At 56.5% G+C, this 23,932-nt stretch carries 24 protein-coding genes; all 24 read right to left on the bottom strand.

The window, feature by feature from the left end; genetic code table 11:
- Positions 1-48: 48 nt before the first annotated feature.
- Positions 49-2,142, bottom strand: coding sequence for a flagellar biosynthesis protein FlhA (flhA, locus tag G506_RS0116900; protein ID WP_051202225.1), 2,094 nt, complete (start codon positions 2,140-2,142; stop codon positions 49-51).
- Positions 2,143-2,349: 207 nt separating this feature from the next.
- The gene (gene flhB, locus G506_RS0116910; RefSeq protein WP_028117904.1) at positions 2,350-3,507 is read right to left on the bottom strand and encodes a flagellar biosynthesis protein FlhB; all 1,158 of its coding nucleotides are present in this window, start codon (positions 3,505-3,507) and stop codon (positions 2,350-2,352) included.
- A gap of 162 nt (positions 3,508-3,669) precedes the next feature.
- Entirely contained in the window at positions 3,670-4,455 is a 786-nt protein-coding gene (gene fliR, locus G506_RS0116915) for a flagellar biosynthetic protein FliR (protein WP_028117905.1), read from the bottom strand.
- Between the two features lie 20 nt (positions 4,456-4,475).
- Positions 4,476-4,745, bottom strand: coding sequence for a flagellar biosynthesis protein FliQ (gene fliQ, locus G506_RS0116920; RefSeq protein ID WP_028117906.1), 270 nt, complete (start codon positions 4,743-4,745; stop codon positions 4,476-4,478).
- Entirely contained in the window at positions 4,742-5,491 is a 750-nt protein-coding gene (fliP, locus tag G506_RS0116925) for a flagellar type III secretion system pore protein FliP (RefSeq protein ID WP_028117907.1), read from the bottom strand. Before fliP ends, fliQ begins: the two co-directional genes overlap by 4 nt.
- Positions 5,488-5,880: a flagellar biosynthetic protein FliO gene (gene fliO, locus G506_RS0116930; protein ID WP_051202226.1), complete on the bottom strand. Its 393-nt coding sequence runs from the start codon at positions 5,878-5,880 to the stop codon at positions 5,488-5,490. Before fliO ends, fliP begins: the two co-directional genes overlap by 4 nt.
- A complete protein-coding gene (gene fliN / locus G506_RS0116935) occupies positions 5,877-6,185 on the bottom strand; it encodes a flagellar motor switch protein FliN (protein WP_420806113.1) in 309 nt (102 codons plus the stop codon). The genes fliO and fliN overlap by 4 nt, the downstream gene beginning before the upstream one ends.
- 104 nt (positions 6,186-6,289) lie before the next feature.
- Complete coding sequence (fliM, locus tag G506_RS0116940) at positions 6,290-7,306, bottom strand: flagellar motor switch protein FliM (RefSeq protein ID WP_028117910.1); 1,017 nt, start codon at positions 7,304-7,306, stop codon at positions 6,290-6,292.
- A 7-nt stretch (positions 7,307-7,313) separates the two neighbouring features.
- The gene (locus tag G506_RS0116945) at positions 7,314-7,823 is read right to left on the bottom strand and encodes a flagellar basal body-associated FliL family protein (protein WP_028117911.1); all 510 of its coding nucleotides are present in this window, start codon (positions 7,821-7,823) and stop codon (positions 7,314-7,316) included.
- A 100-nt stretch (positions 7,824-7,923) separates the two neighbouring features.
- Positions 7,924-9,324 carry a flagellar hook-length control protein FliK gene (locus G506_RS0116950; protein WP_028117912.1) on the bottom strand — a complete coding sequence of 467 codons (1,401 nt, stop codon included), beginning with the start codon at positions 9,322-9,324 and terminating at the stop codon, positions 7,924-7,926.
- Positions 9,325-9,484: 160 nt separating this feature from the next.
- The gene (fliJ, locus tag G506_RS0116955) at positions 9,485-9,925 is read right to left on the bottom strand and encodes a flagellar export protein FliJ (RefSeq protein WP_028117913.1); all 441 of its coding nucleotides are present in this window, start codon (positions 9,923-9,925) and stop codon (positions 9,485-9,487) included.
- A gap of 17 nt (positions 9,926-9,942) precedes the next feature.
- A complete protein-coding gene (fliI, locus tag G506_RS0116960) occupies positions 9,943-11,283 on the bottom strand; it encodes a flagellar protein export ATPase FliI (protein WP_028117914.1) in 1,341 nt (446 codons plus the stop codon).
- Positions 11,264-12,220, bottom strand: a complete 957-nt coding sequence (locus G506_RS20550; protein ID WP_051202227.1) for a flagellar assembly protein FliH — start codon at positions 12,218-12,220, stop codon at positions 11,264-11,266. The genes fliI and G506_RS20550 overlap by 20 nt, the downstream gene beginning before the upstream one ends.
- A gap of 3 nt (positions 12,221-12,223) precedes the next feature.
- Positions 12,224-13,270 carry a flagellar motor switch protein FliG gene (fliG, locus tag G506_RS0116970; protein WP_028117915.1) on the bottom strand — a complete coding sequence of 349 codons (1,047 nt, stop codon included), beginning with the start codon at positions 13,268-13,270 and terminating at the stop codon, positions 12,224-12,226.
- The gene (gene fliF, locus G506_RS0116975; RefSeq protein WP_084631551.1) at positions 13,263-14,981 is read right to left on the bottom strand and encodes a flagellar basal-body MS-ring/collar protein FliF; all 1,719 of its coding nucleotides are present in this window, start codon (positions 14,979-14,981) and stop codon (positions 13,263-13,265) included. The genes fliG and fliF overlap by 8 nt, the downstream gene beginning before the upstream one ends.
- 34 nt (positions 14,982-15,015) lie before the next feature.
- Positions 15,016-15,336 carry a flagellar hook-basal body complex protein FliE gene (gene fliE / locus G506_RS0116980; protein WP_028117917.1) on the bottom strand — a complete coding sequence of 107 codons (321 nt, stop codon included), beginning with the start codon at positions 15,334-15,336 and terminating at the stop codon, positions 15,016-15,018.
- A gap of 107 nt (positions 15,337-15,443) precedes the next feature.
- Positions 15,444-16,889, bottom strand: coding sequence for a sigma-54-dependent transcriptional regulator (locus tag G506_RS0116985; protein WP_035387476.1), 1,446 nt, complete (start codon positions 16,887-16,889; stop codon positions 15,444-15,446).
- Positions 16,882-17,901 carry a sensor histidine kinase gene (locus G506_RS0116990; RefSeq protein WP_028117919.1) on the bottom strand — a complete coding sequence of 340 codons (1,020 nt, stop codon included), beginning with the start codon at positions 17,899-17,901 and terminating at the stop codon, positions 16,882-16,884. The genes G506_RS0116985 and G506_RS0116990 overlap by 8 nt, the downstream gene beginning before the upstream one ends.
- Positions 17,902-18,171: 270 nt before the next feature.
- A complete protein-coding gene (locus G506_RS0116995; RefSeq protein ID WP_028117920.1) occupies positions 18,172-19,608 on the bottom strand; it encodes a sigma-54 interaction domain-containing protein in 1,437 nt (478 codons plus the stop codon).
- A gap of 195 nt (positions 19,609-19,803) precedes the next feature.
- On the bottom strand, positions 19,804-20,205 hold the full coding sequence (gene fliS / locus G506_RS0117000) for a flagellar export chaperone FliS (RefSeq protein WP_028117921.1): 402 nt from the start codon (positions 20,203-20,205) through the stop codon (positions 19,804-19,806).
- Positions 20,205-20,516: a hypothetical protein gene (locus tag G506_RS0117005; protein WP_028117922.1), complete on the bottom strand. Its 312-nt coding sequence runs from the start codon at positions 20,514-20,516 to the stop codon at positions 20,205-20,207. The genes fliS and G506_RS0117005 overlap by 1 nt, the downstream gene beginning before the upstream one ends.
- A 39-nt stretch (positions 20,517-20,555) precedes the next feature.
- The gene (fliD, locus tag G506_RS0117010) at positions 20,556-21,938 is read right to left on the bottom strand and encodes a flagellar filament capping protein FliD (RefSeq protein WP_028117923.1); all 1,383 of its coding nucleotides are present in this window, start codon (positions 21,936-21,938) and stop codon (positions 20,556-20,558) included.
- Between the two features lie 11 nt (positions 21,939-21,949).
- Positions 21,950-22,408: a flagellar protein FlaG gene (locus G506_RS20555; protein ID WP_051202228.1), complete on the bottom strand. Its 459-nt coding sequence runs from the start codon at positions 22,406-22,408 to the stop codon at positions 21,950-21,952.
- Positions 22,409-22,702: 294 nt separating this feature from the next.
- Positions 22,703-23,881 (bottom strand): flagellin, encoded by a 1,179-nt coding sequence (locus tag G506_RS0117020; RefSeq protein WP_028117924.1) that lies wholly within the window; start codon positions 23,879-23,881, stop codon positions 22,703-22,705.
- Between the last annotated feature and the right edge of the window lie 51 nt (positions 23,882-23,932).

Below are 23,932 nucleotides of genomic sequence, written 5' to 3' on the forward strand. Positions count from 1 at the left end.
TGCGTGTTACTCCGCTCGGTGAGCGCCGACGTCCGTTAACCAGACCATTCACTGCCCCACCGATTGCACAATCTTTATCTGCTTGTCATCGGGCACCTCTTGGTAAGAGAGCACCCGCAGCGCCGGAATCGTGTGTTTCACAAAGCGCGACAAGGTGGTTCGCAACAGACCGGAAGTCAGCAATACCGCTGGCTCGCCTAACATCTCTTGCTTTTGGCTGGCTTCGCGCAGGCTGCGTTGCAGTCGCTCTGCCAAACCGGGCTCCAGTCCACCGTTGTCGCCATTGCTGGCTTGCAGGGACTGGTGCAGGATCTGTTCCAACTCTGGCGCCAAAGTGATGACGGGGATCTCGGCCTCGGGGCCATTGATCTCCTGCACGATAAGCCGCTTCATCGCAATTCGCGCCGCCGCAGTTAACACGTCAGGATCTTGGCTTTTGGGGCCGTACTCGACCAAGGTCTGCACCAAAGTACGAATGTCGCGGATCGGCACCCCTTCATTAAGCAGGTTCTGCATCACCTTAACGATGACGCCCAAAGTTAAAATGTCCGGCACCAAACCTTCGACCAACTTCGGCGTCGATTTGGCCAGAATATCCAGCAATTGCTGCGCCTCTTCGTAGCCCAGCAGTTGCGCCGCGTTGTTACTAAGTAGCTGCGACAGATGGGTGGCCACCACCGTGGCAGCATCGACCACGGTGTAGCCGAGGGTCTGGGCGTAGTCGCGCTGGCTAGGGTTGATCCACACCGCCTCGAGGCCAAAAGCGGGATCCACCGTCGGTTGACCATCCAGCTTGCCAAACACTTGCCCCGGGTTGATCGCCAGTTCGCCGTCATGGCGAATATCCGCCTCGCCGACCACCACCCCCATCAAACTGATGCGATAGGCGCTCGGGCCAATATCTAGGTTGTCGCGGATATGCACCGGTGGGATCAAAAAGCCAAACTCCTGCGACAGCTTTTTACGCACCCCTTTGATCCGCGACAGCAGTTCGCCATCTTGACCCTTATCGACCAACGGGATCAGTCGGTAGCCAACCTCCAGACCGATAATGTCGACTTGGTTGACGTCGTCCCACACCAGCTCTTTCGGCTCTTGGCTTATCACCTCGGTATTGGCCGAGGCCTGCTGCGCCGCGACGGTCGCTTGCTTATCCTGTTGATGGCGCCAGTAACCAAACGCGGCGATGCCGATCCCAAGCGACAAAAACGCCAGATGCGGCATCCCCGGCACCAACCCCATGACGATCATCACCCCAGCGCAGATGGCAATCACCTTCGGATTGGCGAGCATCTGCTGGCTGATCTCATCGCCCATCTGCACCGATTCATTTTGCCGAGTGATGATGATCGCCGCGCCAATCGACAGCAACAGCCCGGGGATCTGCGCCACCAAGCCATCACCAATGGTCAGCAAGGTGTAGATCTCCAGCGCCTCGGCAAAGCCAAGACCGTGTTGCGCCATGCCGATCACAAAGCCGCCGACGATGTTCAGGCCGAGGATCAATAGGCCAGCGATGGCATCGCCTTTAACAAACTTAGAGGCACCGTCCATCGAACCGTAAAAGTCGGCTTCGCGGGCAACGTCAGCGCGCCGCTCGCGGGCCTGCTCTTGATTGATAAGGCCAGCGTTTAAGTCGGCGTCAATCGCCATCTGCTTACCCGGCATCGCATCCAAGGTAAAGCGGGCGCTAACTTCGGAGATCCGCCCAGCGCCCTTGGTGACCACCACAAAGTTGATGATCACCAGAATCAAGAACACCACCAAACCGACGGCGTAGTTACCGCCAATCACCACCGAGCCGAACGCCTCAATCACCTTACCGGCAGCATCAGGGCCTTCGTGACCGTGCAGCAGCACCAAGCGGGTTGAGGCCACGTTCAACGCCAACCGCAGCAGCGTTGCCACCAGCAGCACCGTTGGGAACGCGGCAAAATCCAGCGGCCGCAGGGTGTATACCGCCACCAGCAACACCACCAGCGACAGCGCAATGTTGAAGGTAAACAACAGATCCAGCAGCAGCGCTGGCATCGGCAAGGTCACCATCGCCAACGCCGCCAGCACCACCAATGGCGTGCCGAGGCCTTTTATGATCTGGCTGCGATTCTGATACAGGGCAGCAAACTGGGCTTTGGGGTTCACGGATGGAAGATCGCTAACTGATTGACGTAATTGGCAAGATAAGCGGTTTCCACTGCAAAAAACGCGCCATCTACCGCAAAGGCCCCAGCAGTGGCGATCAAAAACGATCCGCTGCCACTCTATATCAGCCCCATAGAGGAATTTTTGTGATCCAAACTGGCGTTTGCCGCTGGCGCAGGCGTCACCGATCGACAGTCATTACGCCGGTTACGGCAAGCCGTTGCCGTCGCTGTCGACCCACAACTCAGTCGGGATCGCCAACTCCGCTGGCAATGGATTTGGCCGACGACCGCGACCACGCTGATGCTGCTTAAGTTGGAACACGTAAGCGAGGATCTGTGCCACCGCCGTAAACAGCCCTTCGGGGATCGGCTTATCCAACTCGGTTGAGTAAAACAGCGCTCGCGCCAGCGCTGGTGAAGCGATCACTGGCACCTGATATTCTCGGGCAATCTCGCGGATCTTCAGGGCAATCTCATCGTTGCCTTTGGCCACCAACAGCGGCGCGGCATTTCGGGCTTTGTCGTACTTCAGTGCCACCGAATAGTGGGTCGGGTTGACCACCACCACATCGGCGCTGGGCACCGCCGCCATCATCCGCCGCTGCGCCATCTCCCGTTGCAATTGGCGGATCCGCCCTTTGACCTCTGGCTTGCCCTCGGTCTGCTTGTATTCGTCTTTGACCTCTTGCTTGCTCATCCGCAGTTGCTTGCTGTGATTCCACACTTGATAGGGCACGTCGATCGCCACGATCAACAGCAGCGAACAACACAGCAACACAAACAGCGATAACAGCAGCACCAGCGCATTGCGAATGGCACCGGCGGGATCGCCAAACGACAGCGCCAAAATGGCGTCAAAATTTAGGCTTAACAATACGTAAGCGACTAGGGCAATCACCAAGAACTTGGCAATCGATTTGATCAGTTCAACCAGCGCCTGCAAACCAAACATCCGTTTCAGGCCACTCAGCGGGTTCATTTTACTGAGCTTCGGCGCCGCCGCTTGGCCACTAAAACTGACCCCTCCTAAGGCGACGTTGCCAATAAACGCGGCGATAAACAGGGTCACAATAAACGCCGATAGCGGCAGCGCCAACTCCGCCAGCACCCCCATCGCCATCGCCCCGTAATCACTGCCAGCAAAGGATTCCGCTCGGCTAAGATCAAACTGATTTTGCGCCACCGTCAGCAGCGCCGTCGCCAAGCCCTCGCCAAAAGCGATCATCGCCAGCGCTGCTGCCACCAATACCGCCGCCGTTCCCAACTCTTTGGAACGCGGCACCTGCCCTTTTTCACGCGCCTGTTGGCGCCGCCTGGGGGTGGCCTCTTCGGTTTTTTCCTGATCGTCGCCTGCTTGTGCCATTTGGATCTACGGTGAGACAATAGTTGTTAGTTGTTAGTTGTTAGTTGTTAGTTGTTAGTTGTTAGTTGTTAGTTGTTAGTTGTTAGTTGTTAGTTGTTAGCTGTTAGTTGGTAGTTGGTAGTGGCAGGTAGCCGAGAACCCGTTCTCGGCGGCAGCAAACTATTACGGCACGGTGCAACTCATCTGCAATAGATCGCACATCACTAATTGCCCCTGCTGCCAAACGGTATCGAAGTGCGGCAGGATGCCATCAAGGGTCAACCACAGAATGATCAGTCCCGCCAGCATGGTAATTGGAAAACCGATGGCGAAGATATTCAGCTGCGGCGCGGCGCGGGTCATCACCCCGAAAGCAAAATTGATCAGCAGCAGCGCGGTAGCCGCCGCCAGCGATAGGGTTAATGCGCTGGCAAAGATGTAGCCGACAAAGTCCGACAACCCTTTCAGGCTTGGCAGTAGCAACGATTCACCGATGGGCAGTGAATGGAAGCTTTCAATAATCATCCGAAACATCGTTAGATGGCCGTCAAAGCTAAAAAACAGCAGGGTCGCCAGCAGCAGATAAAACTGCCCCACCAATGGCACCTGTTGGCCGTTACTGGGATCAACCATCGAGGCAAAGCCCAATGAGGTTTGCATGCCGATAATCTGCCCTGCCAACACAAAGGTTTGGATCACCAGCAAACTGACAAAGCCCATGGCGGTGCCGATCAGCACCTGCTGGGCGGTAACCAAGGCACCAGTTAACGACAACATCTCCAGCGGTGGCGGCTGCGGCAACATCGGCACCGCCGCCAGCGTGAACAGCAGCGCCAACCCCATGCGGATCGGCGCGGGTACCGTGGCCGCGCCGATGGTGGTCATCACCATCAACATCGAACTGATCCGCACCAATGGCCACAGCAACAGCCGCAACCAATCAAACACCAACTCAAACGGCAGTTGCAGTAACGCCGGTTGCGCCGCCATCAACCGATCACCTGCGGGATCAAGTCCACCAAGTTATAAACAAAGTCCATCAGCACCTGCACCAACCAGTGACCCAGTGCCATCAAGGTCAACAGGGTCACCAGCAACCGCGGCAGAAACGACAGCGTTTGCTCGTTGATTGAGGTCGCCGCCTGAAACACCGCCACCACCAAACCGACCAACAAACCGGGGACGATGATCGCCGCCACCAACAGCACCACCACTTGCAGCGCTTGGCGAAAGATGTCGACAAAGATCTCTGGGGTCATGTGCCAAGCCCAAAGCTGACTGCCAAGGTGCCCATCACCAAGTTCCAGCCATCCACCAACACGAACAGCATGATCTTAAAGGGTAACGACACAATCATCGGTGACAGCATCATCATCCCCATCGCCATCAGCACCGACGCCACCACCAGATCGATCACCAAAAATGGGATAAACAGCATAAAGCCGATCTGGAAAGCCGTTTTTAGTTCAGAGGTGACAAACGCCGGAATGATCACCGTCATCGGCAACTGTTCTGGGGTGGTGGCGCTGGTATTGCCGCTGATCTCGGTAAAGGTGTTGAGATCGGTCATGCGCGTTTGCGCCAGCATAAAAGTGCGGATTGGCAACTTCGCCTGTTGCAGCGCCTCGAGCGCGCCGATCTCTTCATTGATGTAGGGGGTGACGGCGTTGGCGTGCACCTCATCCAGCACCGGCTGCATGATAAACAGGGTCATAAACAGGCTGATCCCCAGCAGCACCTGATTGGATGGGGTCTGCTGCAGTCCCAGCGCTTGTCGCAAAATCGCCAGCACCACAATGATGCGGGTGAAACTGGTCATTAGGATCACCATCGCCGGCAGGAACGACAGTGCCGTCATCAGCGCCACAATCTGCAGGCTGACGCTGTATTGTTGCTCGCCATCGGCGCCGGTAGTCAGTGCCAACGCCGGAATCCCAGCTTGCGCCAACACCGGCCATGGCAGCGCCGCTAACAGCAGCAACAAGGGAGTTATCAACCGAATCATTGCGATTGCTTCTTGTAGTTATCCAGCAGGCTGGCAAACGACCCCGCCAACGGCTGGCTGGTGCGAGGTGGCAGCGGCTCGGTCAGTTCTGTCAGCAACCGGGTTCCACCACTGCCGGTCGCCAGCAGTAACTGTTGCTGGCCAACTTCGACCACCAGTAATCGCTCTTTCGGCCCCAACGGCATGCTGGCAATCACTTGCAACGGCCCTTGGTTAGCCAACGGCAGTTGCAACCGCTTGGCCAGCCACGCCAACACCAATATCAGCGCCAGCACCAGTGCCAACCCCAGTAAGGTGGTTAGGTAGGATTCACTGGCAGAAAAGGCACTGCGACCAACCTCAGCGGTGGCGACCGTAGCGCTACTGCTGATCAACCACAGGCTACTCATTTCAGTTTTTTGATCCGCTCGGTTTGGCTGATCACGTCGGTTAAGCGAATACCAAACTTATCGTTAACGACCACCACTTCGCCGTGGGCGATCAAGGTGCCGTTGACCATCACATCCAATGGTTCACCGGCAACCCGATCCAATTCCACCACCGAACCTTGGTTCAATTGCAGCAGATTACGGATCGAGATTTTGCTGCGGCCGACCTCCATCGAGATGGTCACCGGAATATCCAAAATCGCATCTAACTTGCTCTGTTCGTCGAGATCCAAGCCGTTGCCACGATCAAACGATTCTAAGGTCATCGGCTCGGCTTGCTGTTCCAGTGCGGCGGCCCAATCGTTGGCTAAATCGTCATCCATGGTTTCGCTGTTATGCATGTCATCAATCATGAGGCACCTTTAGGTTGCTATTCATGGCCATCGGTGCTGCGACGCGGCACCAATGTCAGTTCATTTTTGTAAGATTTCGGACGCGGGATCCGTTCGTTAATGCGGATCGCCACTTGGTCATTGCTGCGGCCAACTTTGCCGCGGAAGGTCGGCAACTCCTCGACCTTCAACAGCACATGCTCTGGCATATCGATGGGGATGATGTCACCGGCTTTCAGTTCCATGATCTGCCGCAGGGTCAGTTGCTGTTCAAGCATGGTGGCCTCGACGTTTACCTCGACGTCCATCACCTCTTCTTGCAGCGCTTTCGCCCAGCGCATATCGGTATCTTGCTTATCGCTCTGGACCCCGGCATCAAGCAGTTCGCGGATCGGTTCAATCATCGAATAGGGCATAGTCAGGTGGAAATCACCACCGCCGCCGTCCAGTTCAATGTGAAAGCTGGAGACCACCACCACTTCGGTCGGGCTAACGATGTTGGCCATCGCCGGATTGACCTCGGAATCAAGGTACTCAAACTCAACATCCAGCACCGGTGACCAGGCTTCTTGGTAATCTTCAAAGACGATCTTCAGCAGCAGTTGGATGATCCGCCGCTCGGTTGGGGTGAACTCTCGCCCCTCGATCTTGGCTTGAAAGCGACCATCACCACCGAAGAAGTTATCCACCAAAATAAACACCAAGCGCGCTTCCATGGTGATCAAGGCGGTGCCTTTTAATGGCCGGAAGCGCACCATGTTAAGACTGGTTGGAACGAACAGTGAATGGACGTATTCACCGAACTTGAGCATCTGCACGCCGTTAAGGGAGATCTCCGGGCTGCGGCGCATCATATTAAACAGGCTGATCCGCAGATGGCGGGCAAAGCGTTCATTAACCAACTCTAGGGTCGGCATCCGGCCACGAACGATGCGATCCTGCGAGGCAAAATCGTAATGGCTGGCGTCTACCTCCGGCTCGTTGATCGCCTCATCGACATCGTCGACCCCGTGCAGCAGCGCATCAATTTCGTCTTGGCTTAGTAAATCGGTCATCAAGATCTCACTGCATAATGAAGCCGGTAAACAACACCCGCTCGATCTGTGGATGGCCACTGACGGTTTGCATCGCCGCTTGCACATCTAACAGCGAGCGCGCTCGCAGCTCATCCTTACCCTCGGCGGTGCGCAGCGCTTCCGGATCGGCAGAAGAGAAGGTCTTTAACAGCGCATCGCGCAGCAGCGGCGAGTGTTTACGCGCTTGCTCGTGAGCAACGGCGCCACGCACCTGCAACTGCACCTTGATCTGCACCAAGTAGCTGCGACTGCTGTTTTGCAGATTGAACAGAAACGGTTGTGGCAAGCTGACGTACATCGACTCGCTCGGTTGCACCGGCTGGCTGCCGGCACTCGGGGCGGTTAACGGCGGTTCACTGCTATCAGCAAACCACAGCCAGCCGCCCACCGCGGCGCTAAGCAGCACTACCAGTGCCACCACCGCAATGATGATCCGCTTCTTGTTGTTGCGGTTGCCAACGTCATTAACGTCGACTTGTAATGATTGTTGCGCCATAAAATCCGTTTTGAATCAAAGCAGTTATTGGTAATTGGTTATTAGTTGGTAGTTGTTAGCTGTTAGTTGGCAGTTTTTAGTTAGTAGTTAACAGCGATGGTTAGGCGTAATAGTCGATGCCACCGTCGCGGTGGCGACCAGCCATGCTGTGCCACTGGCCGGTGCTCACATCGCCATCACCGCCATCGGCGATCAAGCTGGCACCAGCGGGGTGGCCCTGCTGTTGATCCGCATGCGACCGCGACTCACCGCCAGATTGCTGCGACACTTGGGTTTGTCCCAAGCTTAAGCCTTGCTGCTGCAGCATTTCACGCAGACGCGGCAGCGCCTGATCAATCAACTCCCGCGCTTGCGCCTGCTGGGTAATGATCTGCAGGTTGGCTTGATCGCCATTCATCTGCACCCGAATTTGCAGCGCCCCCAACTCAGGCGGATCCAAGCGGATCTCGGCGGTTAAGTTGTTGCTGTTGACCATCATCTGCAGCCGATCCCGCAGCTCTGGTGCCAACTGCTGGGCATTTAGGGGCTGGCGCAGCGCCTGTTCCGCAGAGCCGCTTGGATTGGCAGTGGGATTGCCGGCCTGGGCTAAATGGCGCCCCTCGGCACGCAACAATTGACCGCCCGGTTGCAGTTCATCACCACCATCAAGACGTTCACCCGCGTCAGCTGTCATGACAGCGGGATCAAGATCGCTATCGCCGCTGCCAGTGGCTATCACTGCCGCCAGCGAGCCGTGTAAGCCAGCGGCAATCGACTTATTGTTGACTGCCGTTGCTGGCGACTGCGATTCGCCCTCATCGACCGTTACCTCGCCACTGACTTCAATGCCGCCATCAATGGCCACCGCAACCGCCCCCGTTGTAGCTTGAGAGGCTTGATTGGTTAGAGCGGCTGGAGTGGCTTGAGTGGCTGCGCCGTTGGTCGCATTAGCGCTGCCTAGCTGCGGCCAGCGGCTGTCAGCACTGGCGCCAGAGTCAGAACCAAGTTCCGATGTTGCTAGCTGTTGGGAAACGGTGGGGGCAACCACGATGGCCGTTGCATTCGTGCCCAAGTCGGCCGGATGGCTCGGGGTTGTGGTCGAAGCCAGCGGCAACGGCGCAGTAGCGTCAGTGGTTGCCAACCCGGCATTAGCATCGTCGCTGGCAACCGCCTCGCTAAGCTCGGCAGCGGCCGGCAACGGCGCCTTGGATGCGTCAGCTTGTAAGGCGTGACCAAGCTCTGCCAATTGCGCCAGCAGCTGCTCTGAATCAAGCGTCATTGGCGTCGCTTCAGCGCTGTCACTGGCGGCAACAACTTGCCCCTCGGCTACAGTTGTTGGCGCCGATTCGGCCACAAACGCTTGCGCCAATTCACTGGAAAATAATCTGCTTGGTGCGCTGGCATCGGTTGCCACCAGCGTGTCCGCCGCTGACGTTTCAGCGACGCTAGCGTCTGCGCCAAGGGATAATACGCTTGCAGTTTTGGTGCTCGGTGCAGCATTTCCAGCAGCAATAGCGGTCATCAACGTCTCGACTTAACCTAAGGCCGCCGCGTCAAGGAACTGTCGCAGCGGCAAATGATTGGGTAACTGGCTGAGGAATAGCGATTTTCGTGCCAAAAGTGTCATCCCAATTGGCGAGCTAGCCAGCGATCTTCGCTAATCGACTCGCGGCAGCCCTTGCTCAGCGGCGACGCACAAACTGCATGGTGGCAAACTCATCCAGGGCCGCTTGCTCACGCTTGGCCTGCAGTGCCAGCTGATCGGTTTGGGCACGGTCGATCAGCAACTGCAACGCTTGCTGACGTTGATGCACCTGTTGCCACTGCTGCTTGGCCTCGGCGACTTGCTCGCTGGCACGGCGCTGCTTGCCGACGTGGGCGGCGATGGTGTCATCAAGGCGGCCAATAAAGTGATGATATTGCTGATAAGTGTTGGCGCTAAGGGTTTGCTGAACTTGGCTTTGTGCTTGGCTGATGTAATCCCAGCGATACTGCTGCAACTGCGCCATCTGTTGCTGCAACAGCGCTTGTTGCTGGTGCGCTTGCTTGAGCTGCAGCGCTGCCTGCTCCAGTTGCGTTGCCACCACCTGCAGCACCTTAGCCAGCTGTTTAGGATCGGCCATCGGTCAACTGCCCGCCATCAGCGCGATTGCGCCGCCACTCGAGCCAACTGCGCCAAGCTGTCGGCAAATGAGAGCGGAGTGCGCATCGGTTGTTGTAGATAAGCCGCCAACGCCGGTTGCAGCGCAATCGCTTTATCGACGGTGGGATCGGCACCTTTGCTGTAAGCGCCGATGGCGATCAGATCCTGATTTTGTCGATAGGCGGACCACAACTGCTTTAACCGTTGCGCCGCTTCAAGGTGCGCGGTTTCGGTAACTTGCGGCATCACCCGACTGATCGACGCTTCAATATCGATCGCCGGATAGTGGCCGCTCTCCGCTAATTTGCGGCTAAGCACCACGTGGCCATCGAGGATCGCCCGCGCCGCATCGGCAATCGGATCTTGCTGGTCGTCCCCTTCGGTCAATACCGTGTAAAAGGCGGTGATGCTGCCCTGATCTGGGCCGCCATTGCCCGCCCGTTCAACCAGTCGCGGCAGCTTGGCAAACACCGATGGCGGGTAGCCTTTGGTCGCTGGTGGCTCGCCAATCGCCAGCGCAATCTCCCGCTGCGCTTGAGCGTAGCGGGTCAAGGAGTCCATCAGCAGCAATACGTTTTGGCCGCAGTCGCGGAAGTATTCGGCAATGCGGGTAGCGGTTTCACAGGCGCGCAGCCGCATCAGTGGGCTGGTATCAGCGGGGGCGGCGATCACCACCGAACGGGCGCGGCCTTCGGCGCCTAAGATCTCTTCGATAAACTCTTTAACTTCGCGGCCACGCTCCCCCACCAGACCAACGACGATGACATCGGCGTTGGTGCCTCGAGTCATCATCCCCAGCAGCACCGATTTACCAACCCCAGATCCGGCCATCAAGCCCATCCGCTGGCCAACGCCAACGGTCAGCATGCCGTTGATGGCGCGCACGCCAACGTCCAGCGGTTGCTGCACCGGGCGCCGTGCCATCGGGTTAAGCAGTGGCGCACTGCCGTGCAGTTGTTGCCGACAGCTAAGCGGCCCTAAGCCATCAATCGGGTTGCCATTACCATCCAGCACCCGGCCTAACAGCTGCGGCCCCACCAACAGCCCTTGCCGCCCTGCCAGCGGGGTGACTTTGGCGTTGGGGAGCACCCCTTTGAGTTCATCCACCGGCACCAGATACAGCACCTGATCATCAAAGCCGACCACTTCGGCGGTCATCGGCCCTGAATCGGTATCGATCTGACAGAGCGAGCCCACCGGCGCACGGCAGCCAACCGCCTCTAACGTCAAGCCTACAACCCGCAGCAGTTGCCCAGAGGCCACCAATGACGGTACTTGGATATGCTGCTGCCACGCGGGTAACCGCGCCAGCAGTCGATCACGCCGCAGGTTGTTCATCGGGCTCGGCAACGGTGACTGGCTCAGGAGCTAGGTCGTCAGCTAACGGTGGTTGATCCTGCCCTTGTTGCTCAGCGGCACTGGCCAGATCGATCACCTCAGCGTCGGTGCTGTCGGTCAAGGTCGCTGCCGTCGGGTAGTCCGGCTCAATAACCGGGTCTCTTGGGCTGGCGATAAACTGGTTAAGCAGCTGCGCTATCCGCTGTTCGCTGCTGACCACCACTTGGCTGCGCTCGGTGCTGATCTGCAACGATCCCGGCGATAACGCCGGGTCAAGCTCCAGTTGCCACTGGCGTTTGCCGAGCTCTTGCACGCCATAGCTTTGCTCGATCAGTGCCAGATCGTCGCCATTGGCATGAATGGTGACCGCCTGCTGCTGGCTTGGCAGCGCCGCCAACGCCGTTTGCAGGGTATGCAACAGCGCCTGCGGGTTGGTCTTCAGTTCAACCTGGATCAACGCTTGCGCCAGCTTCATCGTCAGTTGCAGCAACTCTTGCTCGACCTGATCGTCCACCGCCGCCAACGGCCGTAGCAATTGATCCAGCAACTTATCAAGCTGGGCACAGCGCTGGATAATCTCTTGTTCTCCAGCGGCGATCCCCTCACGGCGACCTTGTTCCAGTCCTTGCTGCAGCCCCTGTTCGGCGCCGGTCAAGCGCCCCTCGCTAAGCCCTTCGGCAAAACCGTCTTGCTTGCCCTGTTCAAAGCCTTCCTGCCAAGCGGTTTGCTGAATCGCTTCGATCTCTTCCAAGGTTGGCGGCTCGGGCAGTGCCAGCGCTGCCGCCAATTCTTGTTCATCTTGGGGAATGCCGCCGTGGATGGCGCCTTCGCTGGGATCGTCGTTATCGGTAAATTCGTGCAGTTGCCAATCCCGCACATTGGGATTGTGAAAGTTACTGTGCGGCAACGGCTGCAAGGTGCTGGCTTGATTGGCCATAGTTTACAGAAACTCCTCGCCACCGCCGCCGGCCAACATAATTTCGCCGGCATCGGCCAACCGTCGAGCCACCGCCAAAATCTCTTTTTGCGCCGCTTCCACTTCCGACAAGCGGATCGGCCCCATCGCTTCCAAATCGTCGCGGATCAGATCCGCTTGGCGCTTGGACATGTTGTTCAAGATCTTATCCCGCAGCATATCGTCGGCGCCTTTCAGCGCTGGCAGCAAGGTGTCTTGCGCCACTTCGCGCAACAGTTTCTGCAAGCTGCGATCGTCGACGTCGCCAAGGTTGTCGAACACGAACATCAGATCTTGGATCTTCTGCCCCAGTTCTTCGTCGTTCTCGCGGATCTGATCCAGCAGCACCGATTCGCTGCCGGACTCCATAAAGTTCATGATGTCGGCCGCCGCTTGCAGGCCGCCCATCTTGGCCGCTTGCGCCCCAGCTTGGCCGGCAAACTGTTTCTCCATGATGTCGTTCAGCTCTTGCAACGCCGCCGGTTGCACCTCTTCGAGGTTGGCAATTCGCATCATCAGATCCAGGCGACTGCGTTCACTGAACTGGCCTAAGATCTGCGCCGCTTGGTCCGGTTCCAGGTAGGAGAGCACGATGGTTTGGATCTGCGGGTGTTCATTGCCAATCATGTTGGCCACTTGCCGCGCGTCCATCCATTTCAGCGATTCTAAGCCGCTGGCGTCACCACCCATCACAATCTGATCAATCACGTTGCCGGCTTTATCGTCACCGAGCGCATGGGTTAAGGCTTTACGCACGAACTCGCGGTTATTGATACCGATGGTGCTGAAATGCTGAATGTCATTAAGAAACGCCCGATGCACCGCGGTGACTTTGTCTTGGGCAAAATCCTGCATCGCCGCCATCGCCATCCCCACTTTCTGCACCTGTTTCGGTTCCAGATTTTTGAGGATCTGGGCCGCATCGGATTCACTGAGACTGAGCAGCAAGATCGCGGTTTTATCGATGCCAGAGACCGTGCCGATGTCGAAGTTACGATCGGCCGCCGCCGGCAGGGATGGGTTATCAGCCATTTTTATCTAACCAGTGTTGAATAACTCGGGTGGAAAGCTCTGGTTCGTTAGCCACCAGGGCGCGGATTGCCCGCAACATATCGTCATCACGATGCAGTTCTGGCAGCACAATCGAACCATCCTCGCCGTAGCTGTAGTCGCTGTTGTCGCTCTCAAGTCCAGTCAGGGCATCATTGGCAAACTGCTCTTCCAGATCCGCCAAACTGCTCTTGTTGTCGTCGGCTTGATACTGTTCCGGATAGAGCAATTTCTTGATCATCGGCCGTACTACCACCAGCAACAGCGCCACAATCACCAACGCCGCTAAAGTCAGCCGCAGCGCGCGCCAGAACCACGGTTGCTGGTACAGCGGTAACGCCTGATCTGGCGCGAGCAACTGCTCGGCAAAGGCCATCGACACCACTTCCAGTTGGTCGCCGCGCTCAAGGTTTAAGCCGACGCTACCGGCCAGCAAGCGCTTGATGGCGGCCAACTCTTCGGCGCTGCGCGGCTCACGGCTGATCTCTCCTTCAGCACCAACCACCGGCTTATGATCCACCGCCACCGATAGGGTTAAGCGCTGCACCGTACCAATTTGATTGCGGGTGTGGCTGACGGTGCTATCCAGTTCGTAGTTACGAGTCGCTTCGCTGCGGCTGCGGCCATTGATGGGATTAGCGTTGGCGGCCAGCTCTTCTGCCTGCTGCGGGATCTGCGAATCAAGCGGCGGTTGATTGGTTAGGGCGCCGGGGATCCCCTGCGCCTCTTGGCCACCTCGGTTGTCCTCAATCAGCATCTCGCTACGTACCGATGATTCCGGATTAAAGGTGCGGGTGGTCTGCTCTTTGGCGGAAAAGTCCATCTGCACCGCCACCTGAGCGGTGTATTCGCCAAGACCCAGCACGGGGATCAGCAGCGAATCGACCTTATTCAGCAGCAGTTGCTCCTGCTTGATCTGCAGTTCCAGCTCGCGCCGACCTTGGGCGCTGATGCTGTCCTGCGAGCCAGAGTGCAGCAACCGGCCATGCTGATCGGTCACGGTAACTTTGTCGGTAGACAAGCCATGCACCGCCGACGCGACGATATCGACAATCGCATCCACTTCGGTCTGTTTCAGTTCAGTACCACGGCCAAGGGTGACCACCACGGTAGCGCTGGGTTGTTGCTGTTGCCGAGCAAACACATTCTGTTTCGGCAGCGCCAAAATCACCCGGGCGCGACTGACACTGCGCAGTTCGCTGATGGCATCCGCCAAACTTTGCTCTTGGCTTTTTTGCAGGCGTGCTGCTTCCAAGCGCTGACTGACACCAAAGCCGCTATCTTGATTTAGCAGATCTTGGCTGGCGGTACTGGCGCCTAAACCGGCACGGGTTAATTGCAGTTTGCTGTCGGCGAATTGCTCTTCAGGAAAGGCTAAGACATTGCCCTCCAGCTGGTATTCAATCCCCTGTTTATCAAGAAAATCCAGGGTTTCAATCAGCTCTTGGGTTTCAAGCTCGCCGAGCGGGCGGTAGTTGGGCTCTTGCGCCCAGATCAGCACAAACACCCCCAGCGCCAGCGAAATCGCCAGCGCCAAGATCAGACTTATTTGCCGCAGCACATCGACATTGCCAAGCGTTGCCAATGGCTTGGATTGCGTCTCTTCGATGGTGGCGTTGGCTTGGGGTGCCAACGGCACCGCGGCATTGCCTGCGGCCACAGCCAAATCGGTTGATGGGGTAGTTGTTGCCACCGTGATCCCTTAATCCGCTAATTGCGCATGCCAGTTACACCGGCATGCTCATGATCTCTTTGTACGCTTCAACCAATTTGTTGCGTACCTGCACCGTGGCTTCAAACGCCACTCCGGCTTTCTCTTTGGCGATCATGGTATCGCCAAGGCTGACCTTGGGATCGCCCAGTTCAAAGCGGGTTGCCAGTTCACTGCTGGTGCCTTGCAGTTGGTTGACGTTGTTGATGGCGGCGCTAAGCAGCTCGCCAAAATCGCTGCCGACCGGATTGCTTGGCGTCAGCGCATTGGGGTTGCCGCTGGCTTCCAGCGCCATGGCATTCATCTCAGCCAACATTGAGTGATTGGTGACTTGCATACGACCGTTCCTGTCGAAAATTTGACGCCTAATCAGTATTTTACTGGCAACGTCTAGCCTATGTTGATCTCGCTAGCAAAATTTAGACCAAACCACATCAAATGCGCTCAAGCTGGGATCTCAAAACCCGCATCGCGCATCTTCGCCAGCTTGTAGCGCAGCGTCCGTGGGCTCAGTGCCAATTGTTCCGACACCGCTTTGCGACTGCCACCGTGGGCGCGCAGCGCCTCCGCAATCAGGCTAAATTCGGTATGCTGCAGGTTCTGATTTAAGGCGCCAGCGCCGACTATCCCAACGGCGGCACTGATCGCCGTTACGGCATCGGCCACCGGGGCAACCGCCGCCGTTGTCGCCGTTGTCGCAGTAGCTACTGGGGTCAGCAGCGCATCGGTGGCGAAACTGAAATCGGCGCCGTCAATAAACAGCTCGTGGCCATAGAGGGTGTCGCTTTGGCACAGGATCAAGGCCCGCTGCATCACGTTATCCAGCTCCCGAACGTTGCCGGGCCAACGGTGGCTCAACAGTCGCTGCTGCGCACAGGGCGCTAACTGCGGCAATCGCTGACTACAGCGCAAGGCGTGTTTCGCCAGCAGGTGCTCGGCCAATGGCACGATATCCAGTGGTCGTTGCCACAGCGCCGGCCAAGTCAATGGGAATACATTCAGGCGGTAATAGAGATCTTCGCGGAACTTACCATCGGCCACCGCTTGCGCCAGATCGCGATTGGAGGTCGCCAGCACCCGCACATTAAGCTTGATGGTTTTGCGTGATCCCAACCGCTCAACCTCGCGCTCTTGCAGCACCCGCAGCAGTTTCGCTTGCAGGTTAAGATCCATCTCGGTGATCTCATCCAGCAAGATGGTGCCGCCTTCGGCTTGTTCAAACTTGCCGGCGCAGGCGGTCACCGCCCCAGTGAATGCGCCTTTCTCATAGCCGAACAGGGTCGCTTCCAGCATATTTTCTGGGATCGCCGCACAGTTCAGCGCCACAAACGGTTGTGGCTTGCGCGGCGATTGCTGATGGATGTAACGCGCCAGCACCTCTTTACCTGAACCACTAGGCCCAAGCACCATCACTGACGCGTCGGTGGCCGCTACCCGTGCCGCCAGCGCCAACAGTTGCTGCGATTTAGGATCAGCCACCACCGGTTGTGGCAATTGATGCAACTGCGGCTGCAGATAGCGACCAATCAGATCCAACAGCAGTTGCGGCGCAAACGGTTTGGCTAGATAGTCACTGGCGCCCGCTTGCATCGCGGCCACGGCGGCATCGATACTGCCGTGGGCGGTCATCAGCAAAAATGGCAGCTGACTGTCTTTAAGCCGCAAGCTTTTTAATAGGGTTAAACCGTCCATTCCGTCCATCTGCACGTCACTGATGACCATGTCGATGCGCTGCCGTTTTAGCAGCAACAACGCTTCATAGCCGTCACTGGCTTCGGCCGTGGCAAAACCGGCCAGCATCAAGGTATCGACCAAGGCCTCACGCAGCCCTAAATCATCCTCAACCACTAAGATGGTGGCGCCATGATGGCTGCCTGTAGGGTTACTCATAGACCACTCCAATGGCTGGGAATATCAAGCTAAAACAACTGCCTTGACCAACAACCGAGGCCACCTCTAAGCGCCCCCGATGGCTGCGACAAACGCTTTGCACCACCGCCAGCCCAAGGCCGGTGCCATTAGTTTTGGTGGTGAAAAAGGGGCTGAGGATCTGCCGCTGGGTGGCGGCGTCAATGCCACAGCCATTGTCCAGCAACTGCAGTTTAAGCTCGCCGCCATCACAGTGCAGTTGCCATTTCAGCGCAGTAGCTCCAGCCTCGATGGCGTTGTTAACTAGGTTTTGCATCGCCCCGCACAGGGTATCGAGGTTGCCGTTGATCTGCCCTTGGGCAGCAGTCGGCATACTCCAACTGATCTGATGCTGACTCAGTTTGGCTTCCATGCTGCTGTGCAGTTGCCGAAGCAGATCGCCGATCGCCAGCGGTTGCAACTGCTGTTCATTACCACCACGGGCATACAGCAGCAGATCATTGACCCGCTGTTCCAATTCGCCAAGGCGGGCTAACAGCCGATGTTGAAAACGCTCGCGGCCAGCCTCATCGAGATTGCGGTTGCCTAGATTAGCGGCGTACAGCAGTGCTGCGGCCAGTGGCGTACGGATTTGGTGCGCCAGTGATGCCGCCATTTTGCCGAGCGCGCACAGGCGCTGATGATGGGCAAGATTGGTTTGCAATTGGCGGGTTTCGGTCAGATCGGTCAGCATCACCAACTGACCCGGTTCCGGAGCCAACGCTCGCGTCGCCAACTTAACCCGCCGACCATCGTGCAGCGAGACCTCATGACCATCGTCGTACTGCGGCGCAAAGGCGCGGCCGATCACCCGTCGCCAACGCTGCCCAAGCAGTGGTTCGCCCAGCAACTGCTGCGCCTGCGGGTTGGCTTCCACCACCACCCCAGCGTCATCCAGCACCACCACGCCGGCGGGCAACAACTGCATCAGATGATGCAGGCGGCTGCTGGCTTGCTGGGGGTTACGGGTCGGTTCGCCGATTCCCTCTGACATAAACTTCCCGTCAAAAAACAGTTATTTGTTTTATTTTTGGCTATTTTAAGCAGGCTTTGTGCCAGAAACTGCGACTGTTCTATCAAAATCAGTAGAGAATTTAGTCCGGTGCAACATTTGATGTAAAACAGCCGCAGCGTTAGTTACATATATGTATATTACACCCATGCGCTCTGACTCAGCGGCGCTGGTAGCGCGCAGCAGAGCTTAGCGGCGAGCAAAAACGACAAAACCGCCTGACGGCGGTTTTGTTAGCGACCACAACTGCGATCACATCCCTTCTTTGTTGAGTCCATATTTGCGCATCTTCTCCACCAAGGTGGTGCGGCGCATTCCCAACAATTCCGCGGCACGAGCGACCACATTACCGCCCTGCTCTAACGCTTGACGGATCATGTCGATCTCCAGTTCCGCCAGCATGTCTTTCAAGTTCACCCCCTCTTCCGGCAGTTCCGACGGGAAGCGACTCTCTTGGATCTCTATCGGTTCATCGCCGTTAAACAGCGCCGCCAACATATCGCCCTCTTGTTCGGCTTCGCTGCTGACTGGCAGCGCTGGGACATATTCCGGCACATCCAAGTAGCGATAGCGGGGCGGCAAATCGTTAACGTCGACCAAGCCATTGGGGAACAAAATCACCATCCGTTCGACCAGATTGGACATCTCTCGCACGTTGCCAGGCCAATTATGCTGACACAGTGACTCAATCGCCCGGCGGGTAAAGCGCACCTTGCCCTTGCCCTCGCCTTCTAAGCGACTGACCAATTCGTTAAGCAGTAAGGGGATATCCTCACAGCGCTCACGCACCGCAGGCATCTCGACAGGGAACACATTTAAGCGGTAGTAGAGATCCTCGCGAAACTCGCCGGCCGTGATCATCTTTTCCAAGTCTTGGTGGGTCGCGGCAACAATGCGCACATCCGCCGTCATCGGCTTACTGCCACCCACGCGCTCGAACACCCGCTCTTGCAGCACGCGCAACAGCTTGACCTGCATATTGGCCGGCATATCGCCGATCTCATCCAAAAACAGGGTACCGCCTTGGGCCAGCTCAAAGCGACCTTTGCGCGCACTGATGGCGCCGGTAAAGGCGCCGCGTTCATGGCCGAACAACTCACTTTCAAGCAGATCCGGCGGGATCGCACCGCAATTAACCGGAATAAATGGGCCATCGCGGCGCTGGGATAGGTAGTGAATGTTACGCGCCACCACCTCTTTACCGGTGCCCGATTCGCCGGTCACCAGCACGCTGGCATCGGTACCGGCCACTTGGCTAAGCAGTTGCCGCACTTGGCTCACCGCAGGACTGAGTCCCACCAACGAGCGGAACAATTTGGTTTGATTGCGGCTCGGTGCGGGCAGGTGCTGACTGCTGCGGCCAAACACCTGACAGAAATGCAGCGCCTCGGTTAACTGCCCGTAACTGAACGGCTGAGCGATGGCCGTAACCAAATTACCACTGCTGGACAGTGAGTTACCAATAGCCACCAACGGCTGGTTACGATGCTGTTGCAACGCCTGTTGATGCTGGCCATAGATCTCTTCCGCCAGCAGCACGGCGCGGTAGCGATGATCTTGCAACCGTTCCAGCAGTTGCGACGATGGCACTATCTCGGTCTGTTCACCGATAAAATTCAGCAACATTTGCAATTGCTGCTGGCGCTGGGGATCGCTATCGATAAGCAGTATCAGTTGATCGTTTTGCATTAGGTGGTTGAGCTCTGGCTACCGGGTGATATAAGTGCCTGCAGGCGTGGCATCCATGATTACCTGCACGCAGCAAAAATTATCAAGAATTGTAACGGTAGCCAAGAAAGCGATAACCAACCGCCTATTTAATGTGGTTATTTTGTGCGGCGGGATCGGTTTTTCTATAAAAAGATGAATAAATAACCATGCGGATTAGATGGCTTGGCCTAGATGATGGTGTTCTGCGGGGATCTCATCCCAGCCGGACTTGATGGTTTTTAGCAGTTCCATCACCTCTTCCAACAACTGCCGATCATTGCTGGCACTGGCCTCAGCCAAGCGGCGAATGCAATAGGCGTAAATTGCGCTTAGGTTGTCGACCAACTCTTCGCCGTGGCTGCGATCCAGCGCCGCTTCTAGGTGCGAGATAATCTCCATCGAGCGGCTCAGCAGTTCGCCCTTTTTGGCAAGCTGCTGCTGTTCAATGGCCAAGATGGCGCAGGCGATCTTTTCAATGGCACCGGCCAGCAGCATCTGCACTATTTTGTGCGGGTTGGCGACACTGGCCTGCGCCTGCACATTGACCTGCTTGTATGCCTTTAATGAGCCTCTCATTATCCTTTTCCTGCTTCAATTTGCTGATATCGCATCACTTGGCCGCGCCCTTTACGGTAACCGCCAAGTCGTTGTTTGCATTGCTGCCGCTGCTCGGCGGCTAGCAGCAGCAATTGCTGGGTGTGCGCTATTTGCTGTTGCAGCCACTGCTGCTGTTGCCCCAGTTCGGTCGCCGACAGGGCCGTTAGACAGCGCTGGCGCTCTGCCAATAGCGCCGACCAATCGGTGCTAAGCGCTTGCTCAGATTGGCTCAACAGCAGAGTTAACTGCTGATCAATTGCGCTAAGTTGTTGTTCGGTTGCCACGGTCATTGCGGTGCCTTGTAGTTATCGGTTAGCGGCCGGCAAACTTTAGTTTTTCGGCACCATACCAGGTAGACCAGCCAAGTTGTTTTGCAGCCCGGCCAGTTGCGCGTTCAGTTCATACATCACCAGATCCATGGCGTTGAACTGATCAAACATCTGCGATTCGTAGGCCGCCATCTGCCGATTCAGCAATTCGCGCTGATCGCCAATATCATCCAATTGGCCGGTTAACGATTCATCCCGACCAGCCAAGATGCCACCAGACTTGGTGTACGGCTCTAACGCATTATCCAGCAGATAGGAAAGCCCTTTGTCCTCTTCGGCAAACAGGTTGGCAACGCCGCTCATATCCGACTTCAGCGCCTCATCAAGGGCGTCGTCATCCACCTCTAAGGTGCCGTACTGATCAAACTTCAGGCCAATTTGGCCAAGGCTGGTATTGTCGTCGCCGAACACGCTGCCCATGGTGTTGCGCAGGATACTGCTGATGCCACGCAGCAAACTGTCGCCCTGCAGCGGCCCCGCTTTTTCATTTTCAGCGTCGTAGCCGCTCAGATCCGATAGGGTTTTCTGCAGCGCGTTGTATTGTTCAACGAACTCTTCCACCACCTTTTTGGCACCATCGACATCTTGTTTAACCTCAACGTTGATGGTTTTGCCCAGCTCCGCCTCTTTTAAGGTCAAGTCAATGCCAGCAATGGCGCCGCTGACGGTGTTGCTGGCGCTGCTGATGCTGATGCCATCGACAGTTAACTTGGCGTCTTTGGCCGCTTGCAGTTCAGTCATACTGCCGAAGGTATCGCTTAAGCCGCTACCACTGCTGTCGGTGGCCTGCACCGTTAGCTTGTTCTCAACCCCAGTTTCATCGGAGCTAAGCACCATCTGCGGGCCATCTTCGCCATAGACGATGGTGGCGGTAACCCCTGGGTTGTCGTCGGCGTCATTGATCTTATTAACGATATCTTCAAGGGTGTCATCGGCGGCGACTTCGATATCGAGCTGGGCTTCGCTATCGGGATTGCCGGCCTCATCAACACCAACAAAGATCGACAAACGGCCTTCACCAACGGTGGACTCTTTATCTTTTACCGCCGCCGCGCCCACTTTATGACTTTGTGCCAGCTGTTGGATCTCCACCGAATAGTTGCCCGCGACGGCATCGCTGTCGGCTTCAACCGCCAGCGCACTGCCGTCACTGACTGTGGTTTTACGCTTATCAAAGCTGTCGATATCCTGCAGCTCTTGCACGCTCTCTTGAAACGCTTCCATCGCCGCTTTGACCGAGCCAATGGCGGAGATCTCGGTCTGAATATCGGCTTCTTTGACGTTCAGGCTAACCTGTCGTGGCTGGTAACTGGCGTTAACCAGCGCCGTGACGATGGCGCCGATATCCATTCCGGAACCAATACCCGGTGATGACAATCCCATGATGAGCTTCCTTAAATTTCCAAATCAACCAACAAGCCGCGCAGATCCGACAGCTTAGCCGCCAGTTTTAACATCTCTTCCGAGGGGATCTGGCGGATCACCTCATCGGTTTGTCGTTCCCGTACCACCACCACCGACTGACCACTGCTGTCGTCGACCTCGAACGCCAACGCGCGCTGATTGGCATCCATAAACCGCGCCAACTCTTGCGCCATCTTCTGCAGCGTCTGCTGATTGCCTTGGCCAAGGCTAACTTCGCCCTCAACCTGCGGTTGCTGTGTCATCGCCTCCAGCGCGGTTGCCGCTATGGCCTGCTGGGGCGGCAACTTTTTGCCGCCGATGTTGCTGCCTTGTGGCTCTGCGGTAGGGGAAACTTGCTGGTTATTGTGGAGATGATTGTTATCTGGGGTAGCCGCTGCACCCACCAACGGGGTTATCGCAGCCGACACCGAGTTGATGTTGGCGGTCATATTGTTGTCCCTCAAAGCCACAACGGATAAACGGTTGTTGCCCAAGATATCGGCGGGCGAAAGCGAAGCTTTAGTTAAAGGCAGCTACCTATTTTTAGTTTTCAGTTTTTAGATTTTAGTTTTCAGCAGGTTGGTGAAGATTTCTGAGGTCGCCGCTTCTGCTCTGGCTCTGGCTAATAACTAATTACTGACAACTGATTACTGATAACTAATCACTGACAACTGCTCTTATCTGGCTCCTAAAAGCAAGGGCACCCGCTGGGTGCCCTTGTTCTAGCTAGCTTGTCGTTGCGATTACAGCAGTGACAGTGCCGCTTGTGGCAGTTGGTTGGCTTGCGCCAGCATTGCCGAAGAGGACTGTGACAGCACCTGCTGCTTCGCCAACTCTGCAGACTCTTTGGCAAAGTCAACGTCTTGAATACGAGAGCGCGCATCCGCTACGTTGGTTTGGATATTACCCAAGTTGTTGATGGTGTGGTTGAAACGGTTTTGTACCGCACCCAGGTCGGCGCGTTGTTCGTCGATTTGGGAAATCGCGGCATCAATAACGTCAATCGCCAACTGAGAGGTTTCAGCAGAAGAAAGATCTATGGTATTCACACTGGTTTCAGCGCCGCGGGTAAGGGCTAAAGTAGTGGTGACACCGGTTCCGCTAGCAGCAGCAGTTAGAGTTGCATCGCCGGACATCCCCCCCGAAAAGGTTAAGTCGCCATCATCGTTCAGAGATGCTTGCACGCCTGTGTCCTTCAGCTTGTCATTTACGGCAGTAACCAGCGCTTCAGGAGTCTTTTCAGCAAGATCTTTAACTTCCAACTCAATGCTAATAGCGGCTTCTGCTCCGCTGCCATCAGCGTCATATGTAAAGGTCAATTTACCATCATTAGCTTCGGGATCACCGCTTGCAGCTTCCAATAATTTGGTGACGTCACCAGCTGCATAAGAGCCTGATATAGAGGTAGTTAAGCCAAGCTTATCAGCACTAATATCGCTTAACGTGACACCAATAGTCTCGTTGGAATTAGAACCAACCTGAAACTGTTTGGTACCAAAAGATCCATCAAGCAGGCTCTGGCCACCGAACGAAGTGGTTTCCGAGATCCGGGTCAACTCCTCTTGCAGCGCAACAACCTCTTTTTGAATCGAGGCACGATCTTCATCGGAATTGGAACCGTTGGCGGACTGCAATGACAGATCACGCATGCGCTGCAGGATGTTGGTGGATTCTTGCATCGCGCCTTCGGCGGTCTGAGCGATGGAGATGCCATCGTTGGCGTTGCGCATCGCTACGTCGATGCCGTTCACCTGTGAGGTCAAACGGTTGGAGATCTGCATCCCCGCGGCGTCGTCTTTGGCCGAGTTAATGCGCAAGCCGGTGGAGAGACGCTCCATCGCGGTTTGGGTGGCAGAGTTAGCGCCGTTAACACTGCGCTGGGCGGTCATTGAAGTGACGTTGGTATTTACGGTAATAGCCATGATTTTATTCCTTAATTTAATCGATAGCCGCCGGGACCAACCATCACTGCT

Origin of the sequence: Ferrimonas senticii DSM 18821 (assembly GCF_000422665.1) — a bacterium.
GTDB classification, from domain to species: Bacteria; Pseudomonadota; Gammaproteobacteria; order Enterobacterales; family Shewanellaceae; genus Ferrimonas; species Ferrimonas senticii.